At 41.8% G+C, this 22,815-nt stretch carries 16 protein-coding genes; 3 read left to right on the plus strand and 13 right to left on the minus strand.

All coding sequences use genetic code 11. The features are described from left to right. Positions 1-21 precede the first annotated feature (21 nt). From ACWATR_RS15720 to fraC, 3 genes are all read right to left on the minus strand, one after another. Entirely contained in the window at positions 22-801 is a 780-nt protein-coding gene (locus tag ACWATR_RS15720) for an ABC transporter permease (RefSeq protein ID WP_460334039.1), read from the minus strand. A 172-nt stretch (positions 802-973) separates the two neighbouring features. Then, on the minus strand, positions 974-1,981 hold the full coding sequence (gene fraD, locus ACWATR_RS15725; protein WP_460334042.1) for a septal junction protein FraD: 1,008 nt from the start codon (positions 1,979-1,981) through the stop codon (positions 974-976). Between the two features lie 63 nt (positions 1,982-2,044). Continuing rightward, positions 2,045-2,587: a filament integrity protein FraC gene (gene fraC, locus ACWATR_RS15730; protein WP_460334045.1), complete on the minus strand. Its 543-nt coding sequence runs from the start codon at positions 2,585-2,587 to the stop codon at positions 2,045-2,047. Positions 2,588-2,958: 371 nt separating this feature from the next. Here fraC and ACWATR_RS15735 point away from each other — a divergent pair, with 371 nt between their 5' ends. After that, positions 2,959-4,095: a cob(I)yrinic acid a,c-diamide adenosyltransferase gene (locus ACWATR_RS15735; RefSeq protein ID WP_420762852.1), complete on the plus strand. Its 1,137-nt coding sequence runs from the start codon at positions 2,959-2,961 to the stop codon at positions 4,093-4,095. Positions 4,096-4,136: 41 nt separating this feature from the next. Here ACWATR_RS15735 and ACWATR_RS15740 read toward each other — a convergent pair whose 3' ends face one another. From ACWATR_RS15740 to ACWATR_RS15750, 3 genes are all read right to left on the minus strand, one after another. After that, on the minus strand, positions 4,137-5,105 hold the full coding sequence (locus ACWATR_RS15740) for a GGDEF domain-containing protein (protein WP_460334048.1): 969 nt from the start codon (positions 5,103-5,105) through the stop codon (positions 4,137-4,139). Then, positions 5,102-9,421 (minus strand): PAS domain-containing hybrid sensor histidine kinase/response regulator, encoded by a 4,320-nt coding sequence (locus ACWATR_RS15745; protein WP_460334051.1) that lies wholly within the window; start codon positions 9,419-9,421, stop codon positions 5,102-5,104. The genes ACWATR_RS15740 and ACWATR_RS15745 overlap by 4 nt, the downstream gene beginning before the upstream one ends. Positions 9,422-10,389: 968 nt before the next feature. Next, positions 10,390-10,626 carry a hypothetical protein gene (locus ACWATR_RS15750; protein WP_460334057.1) on the minus strand — a complete coding sequence of 79 codons (237 nt, stop codon included), beginning with the start codon at positions 10,624-10,626 and terminating at the stop codon, positions 10,390-10,392. Between the two features lie 747 nt (positions 10,627-11,373). On the opposite strand from ACWATR_RS15750, the gene ACWATR_RS15755 reads away from it, so the two are divergent. Next, entirely contained in the window at positions 11,374-12,375 is a 1,002-nt protein-coding gene (locus tag ACWATR_RS15755) for a cyanophycin synthetase (protein ID WP_460334060.1), read from the plus strand. Positions 12,376-12,598: 223 nt separating this feature from the next. Here the strand turns inward: ACWATR_RS15755 and ACWATR_RS15760 are convergent, their stop codons facing one another. The 3 genes from ACWATR_RS15760 to ACWATR_RS15770 all read right to left on the minus strand — a co-directional run bounded on the left by ACWATR_RS15760 (position 12,599) and on the right by ACWATR_RS15770 (position 15,112). Then, positions 12,599-12,949 carry a hypothetical protein gene (locus tag ACWATR_RS15760; protein ID WP_460334063.1) on the minus strand — a complete coding sequence of 117 codons (351 nt, stop codon included), beginning with the start codon at positions 12,947-12,949 and terminating at the stop codon, positions 12,599-12,601. Between the two features lie 655 nt (positions 12,950-13,604). Continuing rightward, positions 13,605-14,084: a YbjN domain-containing protein gene (locus ACWATR_RS15765; RefSeq protein WP_460334066.1), complete on the minus strand. Its 480-nt coding sequence runs from the start codon at positions 14,082-14,084 to the stop codon at positions 13,605-13,607. 170 nt (positions 14,085-14,254) lie between these two features. Continuing rightward, positions 14,255-15,112 carry a nitrate ABC transporter ATP-binding protein gene (locus ACWATR_RS15770; protein ID WP_460334069.1) on the minus strand — a complete coding sequence of 286 codons (858 nt, stop codon included), beginning with the start codon at positions 15,110-15,112 and terminating at the stop codon, positions 14,255-14,257. On the opposite strand from ACWATR_RS15770, the gene ACWATR_RS15775 reads away from it, so the two are divergent. Next, positions 15,111-15,548, plus strand: coding sequence for a hypothetical protein (locus tag ACWATR_RS15775; protein ID WP_460334072.1), 438 nt, complete (start codon positions 15,111-15,113; stop codon positions 15,546-15,548). The two genes, ACWATR_RS15770 and ACWATR_RS15775, sit on opposite strands and share 2 nt — an antisense overlap. 341 nt (positions 15,549-15,889) lie before the next feature. Here the strand turns inward: ACWATR_RS15775 and ACWATR_RS15780 are convergent, their stop codons facing one another. From ACWATR_RS15780 to argJ, 4 genes are all read right to left on the minus strand, one after another. Beyond that, positions 15,890-17,896, minus strand: coding sequence for an ABC transporter ATP-binding/substrate-binding protein (locus ACWATR_RS15780; RefSeq protein WP_460334075.1), 2,007 nt, complete (start codon positions 17,894-17,896; stop codon positions 15,890-15,892). Positions 17,897-18,010: 114 nt separating this feature from the next. Beyond that, on the minus strand, positions 18,011-18,850 hold the full coding sequence (gene ntrB, locus ACWATR_RS15785; protein ID WP_460334077.1) for a nitrate ABC transporter permease: 840 nt from the start codon (positions 18,848-18,850) through the stop codon (positions 18,011-18,013). Between the two features lie 38 nt (positions 18,851-18,888). Continuing rightward, positions 18,889-20,277: a CmpA/NrtA family ABC transporter substrate-binding protein gene (locus tag ACWATR_RS15790; protein ID WP_460334080.1), complete on the minus strand. Its 1,389-nt coding sequence runs from the start codon at positions 20,275-20,277 to the stop codon at positions 18,889-18,891. Between the two features lie 589 nt (positions 20,278-20,866). Then, complete coding sequence (argJ, locus tag ACWATR_RS15795; RefSeq protein WP_460334083.1) at positions 20,867-22,129, minus strand: bifunctional ornithine acetyltransferase/N-acetylglutamate synthase; 1,263 nt, start codon at positions 22,127-22,129, stop codon at positions 20,867-20,869. Positions 22,130-22,815 lie beyond the last annotated feature (686 nt).

Consider the following 22,815-nt stretch of genomic DNA (forward strand, 5'->3'; position numbering starts at 1 on the left):
CTAATGCCCAATGCCCAATGGCTAAAATTCGCGTTTTGAAAAGATGAAAATAGCGATCGCTAATAACATGGCACTATAAAGTAAGCCATAGCCAGCATTTGTAATCAGTGCAGTTGTGTCAGGTAGTGCTTGCAAACCATAAACGGCATCATTTTTCAAATCTAATCGAGATAAATCTGGCAAGATGAGAAACAAACCTTGAGTTAGACTTTCCATACCAGGGTTACGGCTAAGACGACCAAGTTGTACTAAATCTTGAGTAATATTTCCGATTAAATACACCGCAAAGGTTAAAACAGTCGCTAGCAGAGAAGCAGTCAAAACACCGAAGGTAATCGCCACAGCGGTGATTAATGACAACTGCAAAAATAAGAAAATGGCTGCAATTAGAATACTCGCCGTAGGATGAGGAATATTACTAAATTGCAGAAATACCAGATAAATTGCTGTCATCATGGCGACAAGTACAGCTAGGACTGCGGATAAACCTAAGTATTTGCCGACGATAATTTCGCTGCGACTGACAGGTTTAGCAATTAACACCAAGATAGTGCGTTTTTCAATTTCTTTATTAATGAGTCCTGTACCAATAAATATCGTGATAATTAACCCGACGGCATTCATCGCCGCCATCCCAAAGTCTAAAAACATTTTGTCTTCAGTCGTAGCTGCAAATTCAGGAAGGACGCGGAAGGCAGTGGCGAGTATTAACGCATAAAAACCAATAATATATAGGATGCGATCGCGTACCACTTCCTGAAACACATTCTTTGCCAATACAAAAATTCTGTTAATAGTCATTTGTCATTTGTCATTTGTCATTTGTCATTTGTCATTGGGAAGAGACAGAGGGTAAAAAAGTAATTTTATTATTCTTCCCCCTGCCCCTCTGCTCCTCTGCCCCCCTGCTCCTCTGCCCCTCTGCCCCTCTGCCCCTCTGCCCCTCTGCCCCTCTGCTTCCCTGCCCCATCCTTCACTGCTGTGGAGGTGGTGTTCCAGCAATAAATTTACTGGCGCGATCGCATTCAATTTCTGCAACTGTAATCTTATTCTCTGAATTATTGCCTACTGCAACTGGTTCAATGCGACAAGATTTTTTCAAGTAATATCCCCGTGGGTTAGAACTTGGGCCTATCCAAATACTTAGTAAATCTAATATATATCCAGATTTAGTATTAGCTACACGCGGTTCAACGCGCCATAGTTCCTTCTCTTCATATTTAGCTAGGTTTTTTTGAATTACTCCCCTACCCAAAGCTCCTACCCGCTGTCTCGCTTCTAGCAACCATTTCTCTACTTCCGACCAAGGCGTTTCAGCTATCTGTTCTACTACTATTGGTTGAAGTTCCTCTAGAATTACTACGCCATTTCTAGGGATTTTTGCCTGTTCTTCTGTTCTGACAACAAAGGTACTACGTTGAAAAGTATCTGCCTGTAAACTGGGATATTGTTGTAACCAATTATTCATCACAAAATAAAACTGAATCCAGCAACTTAGTAGCATACTACTAGCAACTAAAACTATGATTTTTTGGCGGTCTTCTGGCTTAGGAATGCGAGCTTTAGCGTCGGTGTCAGTTCCTTCAATAAATTCTGGTATTGCCGTAATTAGTGCTGAAATTGTCGGCCAAAAAATGATTGTTCTGGGTGTAATTACATCCTCTTGACTTCCAAAAGCAAAAACACTCACTAAGAATCCAGTGATTACCGCCCCGACTGGCATAAAAGTACCGGGAACTCTTAAAGGATCTTCAGTTGTATACCAAGCTGTGCCGGCAATTAAAAATAACCAACCGAAAAATGCAATTATATCTTTGATATAACCTGTGGCAAAATATGAAAGTACCCAAGAAAAAACACTCATATAAATAAATGTCTGCCAAGAATAAGCTTTGGGTGGAACTAATACCTTTCTAATTCCCGCATACAGCCCTTCAGCAAATTTAAAAACCCCAAATACATCTTTAAGTAGCGTATTCATTTTCTCCCCACACCTGATTAATAAATCACTAATCTTCCTCTGAATTAAACAAGTTAATTCTTGCTATTTTGAGCGAAATAATAAAATAATGGTTATCGCAGTATAGCTCAAAGAATTGGCTATCAATATAGTAGTAACTAAATTAGTATTTTGTAATTTAAGGCTGCTAAACCGACGCCATTGCTGCCGCTGAGATGTTTTCGGCTGCTCTTCTTTTTTAGCTAGTGGATCATTTAATAATGATAGTAGCAAAACCTTTAGAATAAAAAATTTCATCAGAAAAGTAGTAAAGAAAATTATACAGGCTGTTAAGATAATTAAAGGTTGTGTATTCGGCGATTTAAAATTATTAAAAAACATATAATTAATTAATTCTGATTTTACCTGGACTGGCAACATTGGTTCTGATACAAAAAATATGAACCAACCAATTACACTAGAAAACAGATTGATAGAAATCGCATAAAAAGTACTGGACTTTTTGTCAAATTTTAGTCGAAAGTGCAAAACATACGCTTCGATAGGGATGGCAATCAGTACAAATAAAAAGTCAAACAGAATTCCACCAATGGGAAAAATCCTGGGAAGCATCCAATTTTCAGGCATAAATGGTCAAAGGTAAGGGTTAACTGTTGAGAGTATAACTGGGATAGTGAGGGTGATGGCAATACGGTTCGGATAAGCACTCTTCACTTTCCTTGTGGTTTGGGAATTGGTTTTGGTTTAAGGAGTAAAAAATGTATTCAAAACCTTTCCCCTTTCCCCTTTCCCCTTTAACCGAACCGTATTGAGGGTGATGGGGGAAATTATCGCATTGTTCTTGTCCTTTACTATGCTGGTGTGCCAGTAGTAATTTATTGATACTCTTAATACATCAAGCTGATTATGTACGGATGCGCTAGAGGCGCAGTTTCTAAGATGAGAGTACAAGAGGTTAGGTAAGATTAAAGACTGCAATAGTTATAGCTTTTCGAGAGATGACAAGGAACGGTATCGGTATTCGCACGGCGCAAGTGCGTCAGGAACGGCTCATTGGTCAAATTCATGTCTATGATGGCTTGGGTAAAGGTAAGTCCCAAGCGGCTTTAGGGGTGGTTTTGCGCTCCATTGGCTTGGGGATAAATACGCCTAGCAATTCTAACCGCGTTTTACTACTGCGGTTTTTAAAGGGGCCAGAACGTGATTATGACGAAGATGGCGCGATCGCAGCTTTGCAGCGCGGGTTTCCCCATTTAATTGACCAGGTTCGCACTGGGAGAGCCGAATTTTTTGGCCCAGAAGAAATTACCACATTTGACCGAGATGAAGCGATGCGGGGTTGGGATGTCGCCAAAGGTGCGATCGCCAGCGGTTTATATTCAGTTGTCGTCTTGGATGAAATTAACCCGGTTCTGGATTTAGGTTTGCTACCTGTGGATGAAGTGGTCAAGACATTAAAATCCAAACCCCAAGAGTTGGAAATCATCGCCACCGGACGCGCCGCACCGCAAAAGTTGCTGGATATTGCAGATTTGCACTCAGAAATGAAACCTCATCACCACCCAACAGCTAAAGCCCTTTTACTGGAAGGGATTGAAATTTATACTGGTGCTGGTAAGGGCAAGTCTACTAGTGCTTTGGGCAAAGCCTTACAGGCTATTGGTAGGGGAATTAATCATCCTGGGTCTACCCGTGTGTTAATTATGCAGTGGCTTAAAGGTGGTAGTGGCTACACAGAAGACGCTGCGATCGCCGCCTTACAGCAGTCATATCCAGAAGTGGTGGATCATCAGCGCTGCGGTGGAGATGCCATCGTGTGGCGAAATTCCCGTCAAGAATTAGACTATGTAGAAGCCGAACGGGGTTGGGAAATCGCCAAAGTTGCGATCGCCTCTGGGTTGTATAAAACGATTATTCTCGATGAACTCAATCCCACCGTTGATTTAGAACTACTCCCCGTTGAACCCATTGTTCAAGCTTTACTCCGCAAACCCCGCGATACCGAAATCATTATCACTGGTCGCTGCCAAAATCCACCCGCATACTTCGACTTGGCTAGCGTCCACTCAGAGGTTTATTGCCACAAACACTATGCTAATCAAGGTGTAGAACTGAAACGAGGGGTAGATTTTTAAATGGGAATAGGGCATTGGACTGATAACTGAATTTTGGCGCATTAGCGGGAATTTTTACTTGTGGGTAGTAGAATATCTTGCACAAAGCGATCGCGTCCTGCGGCCTTTGCTTGATACAACGCCCGATCCGCTACTGCAATCATTTCTTCCAAGTCAGAATCGGACTGAGGAATTTCTGTTGTAAACCCGACACTAATAGTTACATGAGGACTAGCTTGGGAATTTTGATGAGGAATTGCTAGTGTTCGGACAGTATGACAAATTTTATCAGCAACATAAGTCGCCCCCTCCGTATCTGTGTTAGGTAAGATCACAGCAAATTCTTCCCCACCATAACGGGCAAGGAGGTCTCCAGGACGTTTAATAATATCTTTGATGGCTTGAGCAATTTTCTGAAGACAGCGATCGCCTACCCGATGACCGTATGTATCGTTATATGATTTAAAGAAATCAACATCGCAAAGAATCAGGGAAAGCGGCCGTTGCTCCCGTTTCATCCGCTGCCACTCTTGGTTAAAATACTCTTCAAACCGCCGGCGGTTAGCTACTTGAGTTAATCCATCGATAGTAACTAATCGCTGCAATTCCAGATTGACGGCTTCCAGTTTTTGCTGTAACTGAGATTGCTGAATCAAACGTTTTACCCGTTGTCGCAAAACTGGCCAGTGAATCGGTTTGGTAACATAATCCATTGCCCCCACTTCAAAGGCACGGTCAACTGACTCTTGATCTTCAAGTCCTGTAATCATTAAAACCGGAGTGTGCTTGCTACGATCAAGAAGCTCCAATTGAGTACAACACTCGAACCCATCCATATCCGGCATTATGGCATCAAGGAGTACTATATCAGGGTGGAGTTGCTTAAAAGCTTTTATTGCCTCTATGCCATTTTGAGCTTCTGCTATTATATACCCTTCCCGCTCTAAGAAATGCCGCAATATCAAGCGAATAAAAGGTTCATCATCAACAATTAGAACTAAAGATTGACTTTCTTGAGCATTGGCTTTCATGGTACTTCCTTCGCAAGTTCTTTTTGTAAGGCAGTTTTAACTTGTTCATATTCCTGGTATAGTTGTGAGAGTAATTCTCGGTCGTTTTCTAAGTTACTGCTGCGTCCCTGTACTTCTAACACCTTGCAAAGCTGCGCTAAGTCCATCGCTCCAACAGAAGCGCTGCTGGACTTGAGTTTGTGGGCTGTTTTCCATATAGTCTTGGTATCCTGAGTTGTGATAGCTGTGCTGATATCTTGCACCAGTCTCGGTGTTTCTGTAAGATAACACTCAATTAGTTCAACAAATGCCACACGATCTCCTCTGACGATATTCTGCAACGATTGGAGAACTTTGGCATCAATTTTGGCGCTTTTTAATGTCTGGTTTTGCCCTTCCTGTAGAACATTTGGCGAAGGTTGCAATTCTAAAGACATCACTTTCCCTTGTGTTCCTATGGAAGTGAATTCAGAACTTCTTTGGGATCGGCATTTGCTGAGTGCCTGAGCCAATTCTTGCAGCTGAATAGGTTTGCTCAGGTAGTCATCCATACCAGCAGCAAGACAAACTTCGCGATCGCCCCGCATTGCATTGGCAGTTATGGCGATGATATGAGGACGAAAACCTACTTCCCATTCTTGACAAATTCTCCGAGTTGCTTCTAACCCATCCATTTCAGGCATGTGGACATCCATCAACACTAAGTCATAGCGCTGTTTTTGCAAAGCCTTGAGCACTTCTAGTCCATTGGTGACGACATCTGCCCCATAACCCATTTTCTGAAGCATCAGTAGAGCAACTTTCTGATTGACAACCGTATCCTCTGCCAGAAGAATTCGCAGTGGCAGTCGATGGGCCAAATGCCGGTCAACCAAGGGAGAATGAGAAATACTGGCTTGGATCGGCTGATTACCCAAAATACGGGTAATGACATCGTAGAGTTGAGACTGTTTGATAGGTTTGCTCAAAGAGGCAGCAAACTGGACATCATGAAAGTCAGAAAAAGTTTCTACTCTACCCAAAGAGGTCAGAATCACCAATGGTAGATTTTGACAACCAGATTGCTTGCGGATTTGACGAGCTAAGGTGATGCCATCCATTTCCGGCATCTGCATATCTAAAATGCCAATATCAAACTGCGTTCCCTTAGCAAGTTCAGCTAAAGCTTCTTTACCAGATTTGGCAGTATAAGTTTCCATTTTCCAAGACTCAGCTTGCAATCTGAGAATTTGGCGATTGGTGAAATTGTCATCCACAATCAACAGTCGCTTGGATGCAAGCTGTACTGGCGAAGTGCTTAATTCAGCTTGTTCTGACTGAGTAGCTACTTTGGCAGTAATGGTGAAGTAGAATGTTGAACCTTGGAAAGAAGCAACAGAGGTTGAAGAAGGCAGGAGGCAGGATAGCGAAGCGTTAGCAAGTAGCGTCTCGTCGAGAGCGTCGGACATTCCTTCTGCCTCCGGCTCTTTGCCTCCTGCCTTTCTTGATAATTGTCCATTTTCCCATCTAGGGCTAGGATTGCCACCGACAAAGCCCTGACTTTCTACCCAAAGAGTACCACCCATCATCTTACTGAGCCGCTTGCTGATGACCAATCCTAGCCCTGTGCCGCCATATCGTCGAGTCATGGAGACATCAGCCTGAGCGAAGGGTTGAAATAACCGCTCTATCTTCTCTGGTGCGATGCCAATACCTGTATCTTTGATGGCAAATTGAATTTGGACTGGGGACTGGAGATCGGGGATTAGGGACTGGGTACTAGGGATTGGGGACTGGGTACTAGGGACTGGGGACTGGGAAGAAGTTTCTTGATCCTCCTCATTACCCCTAATCCCCAATCCCCGATCCCCAGTCCCTAACCCCCGATCTCCAGTCCCTAATTCAACAGAGAGTACCACTTCTCCGTTTTCAGTGAACTTAATGGCATTGTTGAGAAGATTCATCAAGACTTGGCGCAGACGTGTCATATCGCCAATGATTTGAGTCGGAACTTGCGGCTGGATTAGGTAAGCTAACTCGATATCCTTTTGAGCAGCTTTCGGGGCTAAGAGCGAAATAGCCTGCTCGACACAAGCTCTCAAATCAAAAGGCTGTTCTTCTAATTCCAGTTTGCCAGATTCAATTTTCGAGAAATCTAGAATGTCGTTGATGATAGTGAGTAAAGCATCTCCGCTACTGCGAACTGTTTCTACAAAGTCTTGCTGTTGAGGCGTGAGTTCAGTATCCAGCAATAGACCTGTCATGGCAATAACAGCATTCATGGGAGTCCGAATTTCGTGGCTCATCATCGCCAAAAACTCACTTTTTGCCCGATTTGCGGCTTCTGCTTGACGTTTTGCCCGTTCCAAGGCAAAGTTTTTCAAGGTAAGTTCTTCACGTCGGCGTGTTTCTTGTTCTAGTAAGTGAGCTTGTGCTAGAGCAATACCCAGTTGAGCCGCCACTGCTTCTAGTAATTCGATTTCCTCTTGTGTCCACTGGCGAAAATAACTGCACTGGTGTAAGCCGATCGCACCATTGGGTTTTCCTTGATAGGAGGTGCGGATTGATAGCATAGACTTCAATCCAACTTCTCGGCAGATCGTTTCAGCCGCCTGGAGTAAAGGATCAACGTACACATTTGGAGAAGCGATCGCTATTTCTTGTGCCATCATCTGCTCTGCATGAGGATTGTTGGTCATGGGAACTTCCAATTTCAACATGGAGCAATAACCAGGAAGTATATTATACTCTGCTACTAAGGGGATTCTAGGTGTGGGGTCACTAATGTAAGAGTGAATCAGACACCGTTCAGCCCCAAATGCTTGTCCAATTTGGGTAGCAGCCGTCTCAAAGATTTTGCTGGCATCAAGACTTTGACGAATTTCCTGAGTAATTTGTTCAAGTAGTAGGGTGCGATGCAATTGCCGTTGCAGTGCCTCTTTAGCTCGTTTGTTTTCGGTGATGTCGTGATTGACGCCAACTGTGGCAACAGTTTCTCCCTGTTCATCCTGTAAAGAAACTACGGTTGTTTCGCAAATTCCCTCACTGCCATCTTTGCGAATAAAGTGTATTTCCCCTGACCAGCGTCCTTGCTGGTTGATTCTTTCCAAAATTTTGGCGCTTAATGTTGCAGCAACTTCCGGCTGATGCAAAAAACTAGGATGTTTAGCCAAAACCTCGGCTTTAGTATAGCCAAACATACTTTCAGCAGCAGGATTCCAGTCAACAATATTTCCGCTTAAATCTGTGATAATTACGCCATCATGCATGTTTTCAAAGGTGAGGGCTTGCCGACGCAGGCTGGCTTCAGCTTGCTTGCGTAAGCTAATATCTGTCTGAATGCCAATGAAGTGGCTTAACTTGCCATTTTCGTCATGGATAGGAGAAATACTCAATTCATTCCAAAATAAAGTACCATCTTTGCGATAGTTGCGGAGAACAACTTTGCAACTTGTTCCAGCTTGAATAGATGACCGCAATTCATTAAGTGCTGGTTGCTGGGTATCTGTGCGTTGCAAAAATCGACAGTTTTGCCCAATTACATCACCAGCCTTGTAACCTGTTATTTGCTCAAAGGCGTGGTTGACGTAAATAACCGGAGTATAAGAGAGTCTAGCATCGGCAATAATAATTCCATTACTGGTGGCAGCAAGTGCCCTCTCCCTCAGTCTCAAAGTTTCTTCAACCAACTTCAAATCAGTAATGTCAAACATAAACCCTCTCAGCATAGTAGGAGTTCCTGCTTCCCGAACTACGCTAACAACATCTCGCAACCAAATAACTCGCCCGTCAGCTGCTAACATCCGGTATTCTAATTCGTGATTCTGGCACTTAGCAGTTGCTTCTTGACAAAAACGAACAGACTTTTCCTTATCATCTGGATGCAGATGATTAACCCAAAAATTTTCCTCATACCACTCTGCGATCGGATATTTTAGCAAGTCTACCGCTTGCGGCCCAACATAAATAAATCGCCAAGTCTTCAAGTCTAATTCCCAAGGGATGACTTTGACAGTTTCCAACAACTGCCGCAGACGATTTTCACTGGTGCGGAGCGCAATTTCTACCTGTTTTTGTTCAAAAATCCTATGAGTTAATTCCTGATTTATTGCTGTTATTTTTTGGTTACTTGCTTTCATTGCCAGGACACAATAAATTGATAATATCAATGTGATAACAGCCAATAAGCCTGCAATCAGTACTACTTGTATTAATAACCACGGAGTTTGGATTAAAAGTCTCTGCCAGAGTAGGACTACAGAGATTGAGAAGAAAATTCCTAACAACAGCGCTAGTAATTCTCGTTTACGGAAAAATTTCACAGCTTTGAACCAGTCATATCGCTGCTGTTTGATCACTTATTAACCCTCCAGCACTTTCAGGGCTTATCAGAGAAGATAGGAGGCAGAGGTAGGAGGAAAGAATTATGAATAAAAACTTTAGTTCTGGGTTATTACCCAGGTTAAAAAGAAGAATTGTATCTCGCCCTATGTGTCTTGATAGAAAGCGCCCAGGCGAGGCATTTCGCCTCCAGTCTTGCTTCAATCCCACGCTTTTAAACGTAAGTTACTTCTGCCTCCTGCCTTCTCCCTCCTGAATGCACTAACTTTTACTTTTAAGTAATCTAAAATATCAATAGCAAGGGGATAATTACCGAATTTATTTTTAAGTAGAATATTTATATATAATTTTGTCAGAAAAACTTAATAATTTCTGGTTATATAGCGCTTCTCAGTTGAGTGGAATAAGACCTAACCCCCAACCCCTTCCCTACTAGCGTTGGGGAGTAAGATTCAAAGCCTCTCTCCTAAAAGGAGAGAGGTTTGGAGAGAGGTCAAAGTGTATTGCATATAAACGAGAACCGCTATAATTAGCATTTTTTTAAGAGCCGGAAATTGTCCCCACTTGGTTTCTCTGTGAGACGCACTCGCGTTCTCTAATGTGCCACTGACACGAATAAAGGCTTACTGGTTTGCTGAATTGGCAAGGGTGGCTTGGAAACTTGGATTTTCAAAGCTGCAATACGAAAGTAGCTATTACAACATGGCGGAAATAAACCAATCATTCCAAATCAATGAAACCCTTATGCTGTATTCATTTTTAATTTTTAATTTTTAATTCCGCCTTGCGGTACTATGCTCCTTGGCAACATCCAGAATTTTTAAGTGAAGCGTGAATTGGAATCTGGAGTTGTAAGCGATGTCTAAGGGCGGGCTATGGCTCAATACGGTTCGGTTAAAGGGGAAAGGAGAAAGGTTTTAAATACATCTTTACCCCTTAACCTTTTCCCTATTTTCAAGATAGGTTTATTGCCTATACTTGCACTTTAAATTACAGCTTCTTGGCGTTGGCAATCAAAAACAACCATGTAGGAAGCATTTGGTACTTCCTGGGGTAGGTGCCGCATATAGCCATCGGCATCAGAACGGCTGCGGAAGCGGGCAACAATCTCCCGTTGCGTATTAGGAAGTAGACGAGCGATCGCCCAAGAATTGAGGCGTTCTTTATAAGCAACAGGCTGATTGTCTGATTTGGAAGCTTGATTATCCGTATTTTCTGGCATAATTATGTTATCCGTATGAAGTTTAATGAAGGGCGTTAATTAGTTTCTAGGTAGGAATGCACTAACGCTTTTTTTTAATGCTGCTGCCACCTTGTTATTCGATTATTTATAGATTGTCAACACTGAGCGCTATATTTTAGACCAACTAAGTTGGAACTTTCAGGTGGTTATGAATCTCAAAGCCTTAATTTGCAATTGTTTGCAAGACACAATAATGCTCAAGCAGAAAGTTTGGCAATTATTGGGTTTGCATAATTTGTATGCATACACATACGTAAATTCCACATCGGTGGCAAAACAAATATCAATGTCTGAAAAAATACTATTAAAAACTAAATAGAAAATGCATAATAACGCGCCTAGTAGTTCGCCAAGTGAACTTGGCGGGGTAAAGGGGAAGGGGTAAAGGGTTTAAATCCCTTACCCTTTTCCCTTTCCCCTTTCCCCAATCCTCACTTAGCATTTTTGGGTTGGCAGACTACTAGAATTAATAGTCGCTGACACACTCTTAATTTTTCTATGGTGCGATGCCTACGGTAAAGCTAAATTGCAGGTATTTACGTTTTTTATAGTTGGTTTAGAATAGTTAAATTTTCATAGTCTATTTAGATATTAAAAAATGAATTTTTTCTCCGGCTTTCACTATATTATTAGGCAAAATATATTGTGCAATTGTTTAGTTTAAAATATCTTGACTAACTGCCATAGAATAGTTAATGTTTTCGCGGTATATTTATATTTATGATAATGGAAACACCCTTTGTAACATCAATCATTCAAAAAGTAGCAGAGAAAATAGGAGCAGTAGTTTTAGTAGACCCAGAATGCGCGTTTGTAGGACTGATTACGTTTAAAAATGGTAATAAAACCTTTTTTCGTAGTAGCAGGTTTAGTATTAATTCTTCTGGTTCAGTAGCAATAGCTAAAGATAAAGGGGTTTCGAGTTTTTTCCTGAATAAGTTTGGCTATAAAGTTACTGAAGGACAAACATTTTTTAGTGAAGAATTATGCGAAGAATTAGCCAATACCAGAAATATAGATACAGGATTATATTATGCTAAAGAGTTGGGATTTCCCGTAATTGTCAAGCCGGTTAATCTCAGTAAAGGAATATTTGTTACAAAGGTTCACAACAAACAAGAATATTATCAAGCAGCCAAGAAAATCTTGCAAAAAACATCAGTATTTATTGTTGAGCGATTCTATAGTGGCAATGACTATAGAATTGTAGTCCTTGATGATGAAGTAATTTCGGCTTATCAAAGAATTCCTTTATTTATAATGGGAGATGGTAAATCTAATGTTTTGGAACTTATGCAAGAAAAACAGGAGACTTTTATAAAAAATGGTAGAAAAGAAATTATAGATTTTGAAGATTACAGAATCAAAAAAAATTTGCGGAGACGAAAGCTAAACTTTAATACTGTTATACCCAAGAATAATATAGTTTATCTTTTAGACAATGCAAATTTATCAACTGGTGGCGAAGCAGTAGACTTCACTGAAAATATACATCCTGATTTTCAAAAGTTAGCAATAAGTATTGCAAAAGATATGGAATTGAGATTAGCAGGTGTGGATATTCTTACTAGTGATATAACATCACCAATTGTAGATTATACAATCATTGAAATAAATGGCGCTCCTAGCTTAACTCACTATGCTTCATTTGGTGAAGTTCAGACGAAAAGAGTAGAGAATTTATATCTCAAAGTTCTCAAAGCACTTGAAAACGAAAATTTTGACTAGAGGGAAAGCAAGGGTTGCTCCAATATTGAATTCTTTTGAAATAGGACTTATGCAAAACTATATGCGCTCTAGGGTATTCATGCTCTAGGGTATTCATATAGATGCATACTCCTAGGTCGAAATAAGCTACGCGGCTACTCTAACGACAGGGTATTATCCCTATCTGAAAATCATTCTTTTTGGCTATTGTTTATGTAAGTTCTGTTAAATTCTACCTATCTCTTCACCATTCCTTATCTAATAGGGATTCAAATTCAGCTTGTAAGGCGGTTATATCTGCCAATCTTGCAACTAGTAAATTATCCTTGCCAGCATCACTTAAACATGATTTCCAATAACCAATACTGTCTGAGTTGTTCAACCAAAACTGAATTACGGTATCTACCACTTGATCCAGATTCCAACCCCACTTTGCTGGAACTGATTCCACCGATTCTATAAACGTATCTAGTGTACACTTATGCATTCCCAAATATTCCACGCCTTGATGGGGTGATTTTTGCCCATTTTTCTGTTGGTGATTAAAAAACTGTAAAAGTGGAGATACTCCTACAATATCAAAAGTGTATTTCATGTCAGTACTCCCAGTTTTAAATTACTTGTAGTAAAGATTTAGTCTTTTGTAAAAAAATATCTAGGAAGAAACTCAAGCATCTATAAAAAGTATAGTTTTAGTCTATATCATAAGCATTAAACTCAGTTATAAATTAGCACTAACAAGCATTGAGTGCTAATATTTGTTTATTAGTTTGATTTATTATTATAGAGTTTCAGAGATTAATTAAGGGACGTATAAAATATTAATAATTGTTTAATTCATTGCGTTACAGCTTGTAATGACTTATGTCCAAGAAACTGCCTTTCTGGAGCGATCGCAATCCAAAATTTAGCTAGGATCAAGTCAAGGGAATATGCCCAAATTCAATTGGTGGTGCAGTTCTGAAAGTGTCACTCACTATACTCGCCTTTTGATGGAAGCAGTGATACTATCTAGTTGTGTGAGGAGCAAGTTAAAAATAAAAAGCGTCTGGGGTGGAAACACGGCAACACTCCCAGGCGCTTTTTAATTGGTATAGAGGAAAAAGTCATTTCAATCGACTGACTTAACAAATTCAGTTCATCATCAAGATTGAGCGACTAAAACAAGTAATACAGCAAACCCTACTTACTGATGGGTCGCACTGGGAAAATAGTGCAACTCACAACTCATACTGAACTGATGCGATTAGTCAAGTCGCACCAAATTCAGTTTGTAAGGCTTCATCGTTATTATCAGCGATCGTTGCCACAACGGTAATTAGCCGAGACACTTCGCCAGGAGATAACTCGGCTAAGGTGCGTGTCGATATTACAACCACCCGATTTTCAATAATACCGAAACGTGCTTCAAAAGTGCTTGAGCAGTTCAACTCCAAAAGATACCGCATCAACTTAGGTTCATTTTTGGCAGGTAAATTTAGCACCGCAGACCAAACTGTTATTGTGTCTTCATCGGTTGTCCCGTTGAGTTGGACAAATACTTCTACACTTCCGTACTTAAACTTCCAGAGATAACCAGCCTCTGGAGTGTGGCTAACCATTGCACTATCATCTTGTTCCAAAGAGTCGATGACATTTTCAATTACCTCCACATGGTTAATGGTTGTTGTCTCGGCGATTAAATCATTAATGGATTCGTTACTAGTTAGGGTTTCTGGGTAGCTTGTCATACAGATTTTTTTCTCAACATACTCGCTGTTTTATCTACACATACTTTATAACTTGTGGACGCAGTTGTAGGGGCAATTTATGAATTGCCCTTACTGATTCTTCCCGCCACCATCTGGTATGGTAACGGGAAGAACAAAGAATTATTCTGAAAAAATAGATAACTATTGGCTCAACCTACGTCATCGTGGGCAAAGCGGTTAAAGAGAAAGTCTAAGGCATAGTTACGCAGTTGGTAGTATTGTGGATCTTCCATGATCCGGCTGCGATCGCGCGGACGAGAAAAAGGAATTTCCATGACTTCGCCAATCTTTGCGTGTGGGCCATTAGTCATCATTACCAATTTGTCTGCTAAAAATAGTGCCTCGTCTATGTCGTGGGTAATCATCAGCACTGTACAACGGTTATCGCCCCAAATTTTCAGCAATTCTTCCTGTAATTCTTCTTTGGTAATGGCATCCAGCGCCCCAAAAGGTTCATCTAAAATTAAAACTTTCGGACGAATCGCCAAAGCACGGGCGATAGAAACCCGTTGTCTCATCCCGCCAGACATTTGCATTGGTTTCTTTTCCATCGCATCAGCCAGTCCTACCATTGCTAAATGATCGCGGACGATCGCTCTTTTTTCAGCTTGTGGTTTGTTGGGATAAACGGCGTTGACAGCTAAGTAGATGTTTTCAAAAGCAGTTCGCCAAGGTAGCAAGGCGTAGTTTTGGAAGACAACCATCCTGTCTGGGCCTGGCTTGGTGATTGGTTCTCCTTCCAGCAACACTTGCCCGGAGGTGGGAAAGTTAAAACCGGATACCATATTTAGTAGCGTCGATTTGCCACAGCCGGAGTGGCCGATGACGCAAATAAACTCGCCCTGTTCGACGTTGAGGTTAACGCCGTCGAGTACGGTGAAGGGGCCTTTCTTTGTGGGATAGACTTTGGTAACGTCTTTAATTTCTAGAAAAGGTCTGCGGCTGGTGCTTGCAGGGGCTAGTGGTTTTCCTAGTGTGGTTGTAGCTGTTGAGTTGTGGTTTTGCATGGTATTTGGGGATTGGGTATTGGGGACTGGGGACTGGGGATTAGGGGTTGGGGACTACTCCCTGCAACCTAGAGGTTTCTTAATGGAGTTCAAAGACTCATTAACGGAGTTCAGAGGTTCATTAATGGAGTTCAAAGACTCATTAATGGAGTTCAGAGGTTCATTAACGGAGTTCAAAGACTCATTAATGGAGTTCAAAGACTCATTAATGGAGTTCAAAGACTCATTAACGGAGTTCAGAGGTTCATTAATGGAGTTCAAAGACTCATTAATGGAGTTCAAAGACTCATTAACGGAGTTCAAAGACTCATTAATGGAGTTCAAAGACTCATTAATGGAGTTCAGAGGTTCATTAACGGAGTTCAGAGGTTCATTAATGGAGTTCAAAGACTCATTAATGGAGTTCAAGAGATTTTTAACAACTAAAATTATTTAATCTTGTGGGGTGGGACGAAAAGCCACTGGTGTCAACTTCAGCCAAAAATAGCGTACTGATTGGGTGTTGTTCACCCGCCAGGGATTGTAAATCCCTGACTAATTGCTCAAGTCTACTGAAGTAGACTGAAAATTTTTGCAATCTTTAGTCCTCTTCAGAGGACTTTAGCTATGAGACAGGGATTTACAATCCCTGGCGGACGTGCTGGCGGACGTGCGGTTTCGCGTTAAATTGACACCAATGGCATCTTGCCCGCCTTTGATTACGGGCGGGCGAGACGCCCACCCCACAAGAAGTAAGATGTCTTAGTTATCCCACTCCTTCTTTCTCTCACCATTCTTTTATGAAGCGAGTCTCCTTCTTGGTGCATCAAGAACAACTTCCGCAATTGAAAAATCACGTTTAATTTTTAAGTTGTTGAGATAAGTGATCGGATCGTCGGCGTTAAAGGGAGTACCATCGAACAGTTGGATAGGTTGGCGAATATAGCTAATATCCAAACCTAATTCTCGTGCTGCGGTGCTGAAAACACGCACGCGACACACCCGTTCCACAACTTCTACCCAATTTCTGGGGAAGGGAGTGTCACCCCAACGCGCCAATTGACTCATAATCCAAATTTGTTCGGTGCGACTGGGGCGGTTGATCGCGGAATCGGAATAAAACTGGTGATGGGCATAGTCTCGCAACGGATGGTTTAAGTCACAGGTGAGACTATCTGGATCTTCAAGTTGAATGTATTCTAAATCAGTGCTGACGTAATCTCGCCCTGCTAAAATTTGCCGAATTTCTTGGGTATTTTCGGGATTTGCACAATACACGCAAGCTTCTAACAAAGCTTTGGTTAAAGCAATATGCGTATTTGGATAATTTTCTGCCCAATCTTCCCGCACACCAAGAACTTTACCGGGGTGTCCCAACCAAACTTCTAAATCGGTAGCGATGGTAAAGCCGACATTTTCCACAGCAGCGCGGTAGTTCCAAGGTTCACCGACGCAGTAACCATCAATGCTTCCAGCTTTGAGGTCGGCTACCATCTGCGCTGGGGGAATGGTTTTCATATCCACATCGCTATCGGGGTCAATTCCACCAGCCGCTAGCCAATAACGCAGCAGCAAGTTGTGCATTGATGCGGCATGTACTACCCCCATTGTGTGCCGTTGTTCGCGGGTGCGAAGCAGGTATCTTTTAAAATCTGATAAGGTTTGTACACCTTCGTCATAAAAGTGTTTTGCCAAGGTAATGGCGTTACCGTTGCGAGTCATGGTGAGGGCCGTGACAACGGGCAGAGGTTGGTTATTATGTCCTCCCAAGGTTAACCACATCGGCATCCCTGAAGGCATTTGCGCCGCATCTAAGTAACCACCACTTATGCCATCTTCTATACCCCGCCAGCTACTCTCTCGCACCAGGTTAACTTCATCTAAACCATGTTTGAGAAAGAAGCCTTTTTCTTTGGCAACTGCTAAGGGGGCGCAAGCTGTCAGAGGTAAAAAGCCAATTTCTAGGTTAACTTTTTCCAACCCATGACGGGCAACGTCGGCAGTTTTCCGCGCCCGAATTTTTTTGATGCGTTTCTGCTGATTGAGGAAGTAAATCATCTCACTTCGTAAGCTGTAGTAGCTGGGATGTTCTACTACTTCCATCCGCTTGCGGGGTCTGGGAATATCCACTTCTAAAATGTCGCCGATTTTAGATTCGGGGCCGTTGGTCAGCATCACGATTCTGTCAGATAACAACACTGCTTCATCAACATCATGTGTCACCATCACAGCAGTTACTTCATTTTCTTCGCAGATTTGCATCAGTTGTTCTTGCAAATTACCGCGTGTGAGTGCATCCAATGCACCAAAAGGTTCATCTAGCAAGAGTAATTTGGGACGAATCGCTAAGGCGCGGGCGATCGCAACTCGCTGCTTTTGTCCACCGGATAACATTCCCGGTTGTTTATCAGCATGGGGACGCAAACCCACCATATTTATATGTTTTTCGATAATAGCGTTGCGATCGGCTGCGGGTGAACCTTTCATTACTGAGTCCACAGCGAGGGCAATATTTTCTCTTACCGTCCGCCAAGGTAATAGCGAATAATTTTGGAACACCACCATTCTGTCTGGGCCCGGTTTGGTGATTCTTTGTCCTTCGAGAGTGACAATACCTTCAGTTGGCAAATCCAAACCCGCAATCATATTTAATAGAGTGGATTTACCGCAACCGGAGTGACCAATTAAAGAAACGAATTCTCCTTTTTTAATTTGAAGGTCAATTCCTTTAAGGGCGATATATTGACCACCGCCAGTAAGATTAAAAACTTTGTCAATTTGGTCAACAGCTACAAATATACTCATTTGTCTTTTGTCCTTTGTCATTTGTCGTTTGTCTTTCGTCATTAGTCCTTAGTACCGATCATTAGTCCTTAGCTTTTTACAAATGACCAATGACCAATGACCAATGACTAATGACTATTTCTGTTCTGTCGGTAAAATCAGGTTTTGAATCCAAGCCATACATTTGTCTAGTAATAAACCCACTGCACCAATGTAGACTAGTGCCAAGATAATCTCGCTGATGTAGTTATTCTGATAAGCATCCCAGATGAAGAAACCGATGCCGACAATACCTGACATCACAATTTCAGCGGCGATAATTGCCAACCAAGCTAAACCAATTGCAATTCTCAAACCTGTAAAAATGTAGGGCAAAGCAGCAGGAATCAGGATGTTAAGGAAATAGTCTTTCTTGGAAAGTTGGAGAACTTTGGCAACGTTGTTATAGTCTTGGGGAATTTCTTTAACACCCACGGCTGTGTTAATAATAATCGGCCAAATTGCGGTGATAAAGATTACAAACAACGCGGCGGGTTCATTTTGTCTTAATGCTGCCAAAGAAATAGGAACCCAAGCCAATGGCGGTACAGTTCGTAATAACTGAAATAGAGGGTCTAAAGCTTTAGACATGGTTTTATTAGTACCAATTACAATGCCTAAAGCAATACCAACCACAGCAGCCAAAGAGTAACCAATAGCTACCCGTTGCAAACTAGCCCAAATCTGCCAAAATAGTCCCTTGTCAATGCCACCTTTGTCGTAAAAGGGATATAAAATCAAAACCCAAGTATCCTGTATAACCTTAATTGGCCCTGGTAATGTTGCGCCAGGAGTCCAAGAAAATAGTTGCCACAAAACCAGAAAGATAACAAGAGCAATAAATGGGGGTAAAAGCTCAGGCAACTGTTTTTGTAATCGAGATATAAAACCGTTGTTTAACTTTGAACTTGCTGGTCTTCGTTGAGCAATTGTCATAAACTTGGTTCTCCTAAATAATCACTAATGACTGTTAACTAAACACTAACTTTCTTGATTTGCAGACTTTTGAGATATGCTTCGGGGTTTTCTGGGTCAAATTTTACGCCATCAAAAAATTCCTCTACACCACGAGATGTAGTTGTGGGAATATCAGCCACCGCAATTCCTGCTTCTTTTGCAGCTTCTTTCCAAATATCTTCGCGGTTAACTTTATCGATTAATGCTCTTGCTTTAGCAGCATTATTCACAATATAATCTTTGGGCAAGAATCCCCAGCGCACGCTTTCGGTGATGAACCACAAATCATGGCTCTTGTAAGGATAAGAAACATTACCTTTTTCATCCTTCCAATACAAAGCTGCCATTGATCTATCATCAATTTGACGACCTTCACCCATGTCGTATTTACCCATAAATGGATCGATTAAAACATCAACTGGCACGTTAAAATAGGCTCTTTGTGCCACAATTTCTGACATTTCTTTGCGGTTATCAAAGTTGTCGCACCATTGTTGAGCTTCCATTAGCCCTTTTAATAGTGCTTTTGTCGCTTTGGGATGTTGGTCAACCCAGTCAGCCCTCATGGCTAGATATTCTTCAGGGTGATTTTTCCAAATCTCTGCTGTTAATGCAGCCATGAAACCAATTTTGTCTTTAACAATGCGGAAAGGCCAAGGGTCGCCAGTGCTAAAAGCATCCATTGTTCCTGTTTTCATGTTGGCGACAGTTTGCGCTGATGGAACTGTGAGCAATTTCACATCTGTATCGGGGTCAATACCACCAGCTGCTAACCAGTAGCGAATCCAGAAATCTTGGTTAACGGCGGGAAAGGTTTGGGCGGCTGTGAAGGGTGTGGGTGAAGCTTTAAGTTTGGAGAATAGAGATTTAGTACTAGCTAATTTTAAGCCCATACCGCTACCTTGGTGTTTGTTGGCGATCGCAATCCCATTTCCTTGTGTAATTAATTGCGCCAAAACATACATGGGAATCTTTTTATTACCTTTAGTAATTAAACCTTCAGTAATTAAATGGGGCATAGGCATTTGCCATTGACCACCATCAATTCCGCCACCAGCGGAACCAATTTCGACGTTATCTCTAGCTGCACCCCAAGACGCTTGTTTCGCTAACTCCACATTGGTCATACCATACTTTGCAAAAAAACCTTTTTCTTTGGCAATAATTAAAGGTGCAGCTTCTACAATTGGAATATATCCTAAATTGACTTTAGTAACTTCTGGGGCTTGCTCTGGATTAACATTAGTATTGGCAGCTGGTTGAGCAGTCGGTGCAGTTTGAGTGCCATTACCAGTTAGGTTTTCAGGAGGATTGCCCAAACAGCCTTTGAGGAATACAGCACCCGCAGATGCTCCGGCTGTGATGATGAATTTGCGACGGGAAATTTGATTAAAAAGTTCTGTCATAATATCTCCTTTGAAGGTAAATTTTATTTTTTATAGCTATGACAATTTAGACAAAAAACCTGAATGTTTTTTGCGCTATTAATAATTAATCAAGCTAAATTTGGCAAAGCGATCGCAGCCATTTCATCAATGACGCGGCTATCTATATAAAAACTCGGTTAATTTATTAGCTCTGCTCTAGTGTGATGCAGAGGTGTCATTCACCTTGTTGAAATCAGTTTACAGCCTTTGAAGCCAAAATTGTTAATTTGGAGTCGCGATTATTAAACAAATATTAGATTGGATGTATAAGGAAAAATTTATCTATTTTCCTTAACTATAGGAATAAGTTTTAATATATCGACTCTTCTTTATGAAGACTATTATGTTTACCTTATGATTTACTGTCTCGGTTTATTTTCTAACTTAATTTTAGTCGTAATGTGTCATATATAAGTTTTCATTTATAATCACTATTATATTTAGACTATGATTTATCTAGCAATACTATTTTGATTTGGAAACACCGAGAGGCTCAGATCCCCGACTTCTTCAAGAAGTCGGGGATCTTTTTGTTCGTAACTCCTATAAGCAAACAATTGTGAGTCTTTTAAGTAGTGTATTCGGCGTTAATCTTCACGTAGTCATAACTCAAATCACAACCCCAAGCTTTACCCACACCATAACCATTGCCAACGTTAACGGAGATTAACACCGTATCCTGTTGCAGATAAGCACCTGTGGCTGCTTTTTTCAAATAAGCACTTGCTGCTGCACGGTCAAATTGCAGAGGTTGCCCGTTTTCTAACATTAAGAAATCCCCTAGCTTAATTTGCAGGTTTTCTTGCTCAAATGCTACACCTGCACGTCCGGCGGCGGCGGCGATGCGTCCCCAATTTGGATCACGTCCAAAAATTGCAGATTTAACTAAGGATGAACCGGCGATGGTTTTGGCTATTTGTCGGGCTGAAAGTTCATCATGAGCGCCAGTCACTTCCACTTCAATGAGACAGGTTGCGCCTTCACCATCACGAGCGATCGCTTTGGCTAAATGCTGGCAAACTGCTGTTAACATTGCCTCTAATTTCTCTGCTTCTGCACCCCATTCTGTAATTGCTGGGGTGCGAGATTGACCGTTTGCCAAGGCGATTAAGCTGTCGTTGGTGCTGGTATCACCATCCACAGTAATGGAATTAAAGCTTCTATCAGCGGCCCTTGCTAACATCTGTTGCCAAAGGTGAGGCGAAACCACAGCATCACAAGTCACAAATGCCAGCATGGTTGCCATGTTGGGGTGAATCATGCCGGAACCTTTGGCAATCCCACCAATTCGTACTGGGCGTTGGCGCAGCCCGCCGGAGGCATCGCTGATAATTGTCTCTAGGGCAATAGATTTTGTTACCAAGTCTGTAGTAATAATCGCTCCGGCTGCGGCATCTGAGCCTGTTTCTGATAGTGCTGCTACTACTTTGGGAATTCCGCTTCGCAAAGCATCCATCTTAATTCGTTGACCAATCACGCCAGTGGAAGCCAATAACACAGATTCAGATGGGATGTTTAGTGCTTGACCTACTGCCAGAGCAGATTCTATGGTATCAAGGTTGCCTTGAGTCCCTGTCGCGGCGTTTGCTTGTCCAGCGTTACAGAGGATGGCACGAGCGCTTTGTTTGGCTTGCAAGCGTTGGCGACAATATTCTACGCAGGCAGCTTTCACTTGGCTGGTGGTGAATACACCCGCTGCGATCGCTTCCACATCTGAGAAGATCAAAGCTAAATCTGGCAACCCCGAAGGTTTCAACCCTGCGGTAATTCCCGCCGCTTGATACCCCCTTGGTGCTGTGATGCCACCTGTTATTTCTTGCCAATCTGCCATTATTTTTCCTTATAACTATTAGGTTAAATATGTCAATTTGTGCTCGCAAAAGTTCTGAGGGCTGAGTTAGGAGTCAGGAGTTATTAGTTTTTCCATACTTCTCCTGTTTCCCAGTTTTCAATCCCCAATCTCTTTTATTTGCTGATGGCAATAATAATGCACCAGTTGACGATTGGCATAATTGTTTTTATCTTTCGTCATAAGAAAGGTAAAAGCAAAAAAGGAGAGCGACCTAAGTAGCTCTCTAGATCATCAAGGTGCATATAATTACTGCACTCTTCCATTTATCTTCTAAGGTTTAATACTTATTAATTGAGATTATTTCTAATAATCTTATGAGATTATCCCTAAATACTACAAAAATAAAATAAAAAAGAGAGCCACTTAGGCAGCTCTCCAGATCATCAGGGTGCATCTACTTACCACAGCATATCATTTTAGGTATGCGGGTTGTCACCAGCTTTTGTATGAAGATTCTGTAAAGAAGCACCGGGAAAATACTTACTTGGGAATCAATACTTGTCGGTTAAGGGGGAAAGGGGAAAGGGGAAGGGGGAAAGGGGAAGGGGGAAAGGGGAAGGTGGGGCCCCCTCTGGGGATAAGGGGCGGGGGGAAAGGGAAATTAAAAACCTTTAGCCCAAACCCAGTAACCCTTTCCCAAAACCAAACTTTGGGTTCAAAATGCA

The organism is Nostoc sp. UIC 10890 (assembly GCF_054786515.1).

Coding starts and splice junctions, on each gene's coding strand:
- ACWATR_RS15720 (WP_460334039.1), bottom strand. CDS start 801: ATGACTATTAACAGAATTTTTGTATTGGCAAAGAATGTGTTTCAGGAA.
- fraD (WP_460334042.1), bottom strand. CDS start 1,981: ATGAATACGCTACTTAAAGATGTATTTGGGGTTTTTAAATTTGCTGAA.
- fraC (WP_460334045.1), bottom strand. CDS start 2,587: ATGCCTGAAAATTGGATGCTTCCCAGGATTTTTCCCATTGGTGGAATT.
- ACWATR_RS15735 (WP_420762852.1), top strand. CDS start 2,959: ATGACAAGGAACGGTATCGGTATTCGCACGGCGCAAGTGCGTCAGGAA.
- ACWATR_RS15740 (WP_460334048.1), bottom strand. CDS start 5,105: ATGAAAGCCAATGCTCAAGAAAGTCAATCTTTAGTTCTAATTGTTGAT.
- ACWATR_RS15750 (WP_460334057.1), bottom strand. CDS start 10,626: ATGCCAGAAAATACGGATAATCAAGCTTCCAAATCAGACAATCAGCCT.
- ACWATR_RS15755 (WP_460334060.1), top strand. CDS start 11,374: ATGGAAACACCCTTTGTAACATCAATCATTCAAAAAGTAGCAGAGAAA.
- ACWATR_RS15760 (WP_460334063.1), bottom strand. CDS start 12,949: ATGAAATACACTTTTGATATTGTAGGAGTATCTCCACTTTTACAGTTT.
- ACWATR_RS15765 (WP_460334066.1), bottom strand. CDS start 14,084: ATGACAAGCTACCCAGAAACCCTAACTAGTAACGAATCCATTAATGAT.
- ACWATR_RS15775 (WP_460334072.1), top strand. CDS start 15,111: ATGGTATTTGGGGATTGGGTATTGGGGACTGGGGACTGGGGATTAGGG.
- ACWATR_RS15770 (WP_460334069.1), bottom strand. CDS start 15,112: ATGCAAAACCACAACTCAACAGCTACAACCACACTAGGAAAACCACTA.
- ACWATR_RS15780 (WP_460334075.1), bottom strand. CDS start 17,896: ATGAGTATATTTGTAGCTGTTGACCAAATTGACAAAGTTTTTAATCTT.
- ntrB (WP_460334077.1), bottom strand. CDS start 18,850: ATGACAATTGCTCAACGAAGACCAGCAAGTTCAAAGTTAAACAACGGT.
- ACWATR_RS15790 (WP_460334080.1), bottom strand. CDS start 20,277: ATGACAGAACTTTTTAATCAAATTTCCCGTCGCAAATTCATCATCACA.
- argJ (WP_460334083.1), bottom strand. CDS start 22,129: ATGGCAGATTGGCAAGAAATAACAGGTGGCATCACAGCACCAAGGGGG.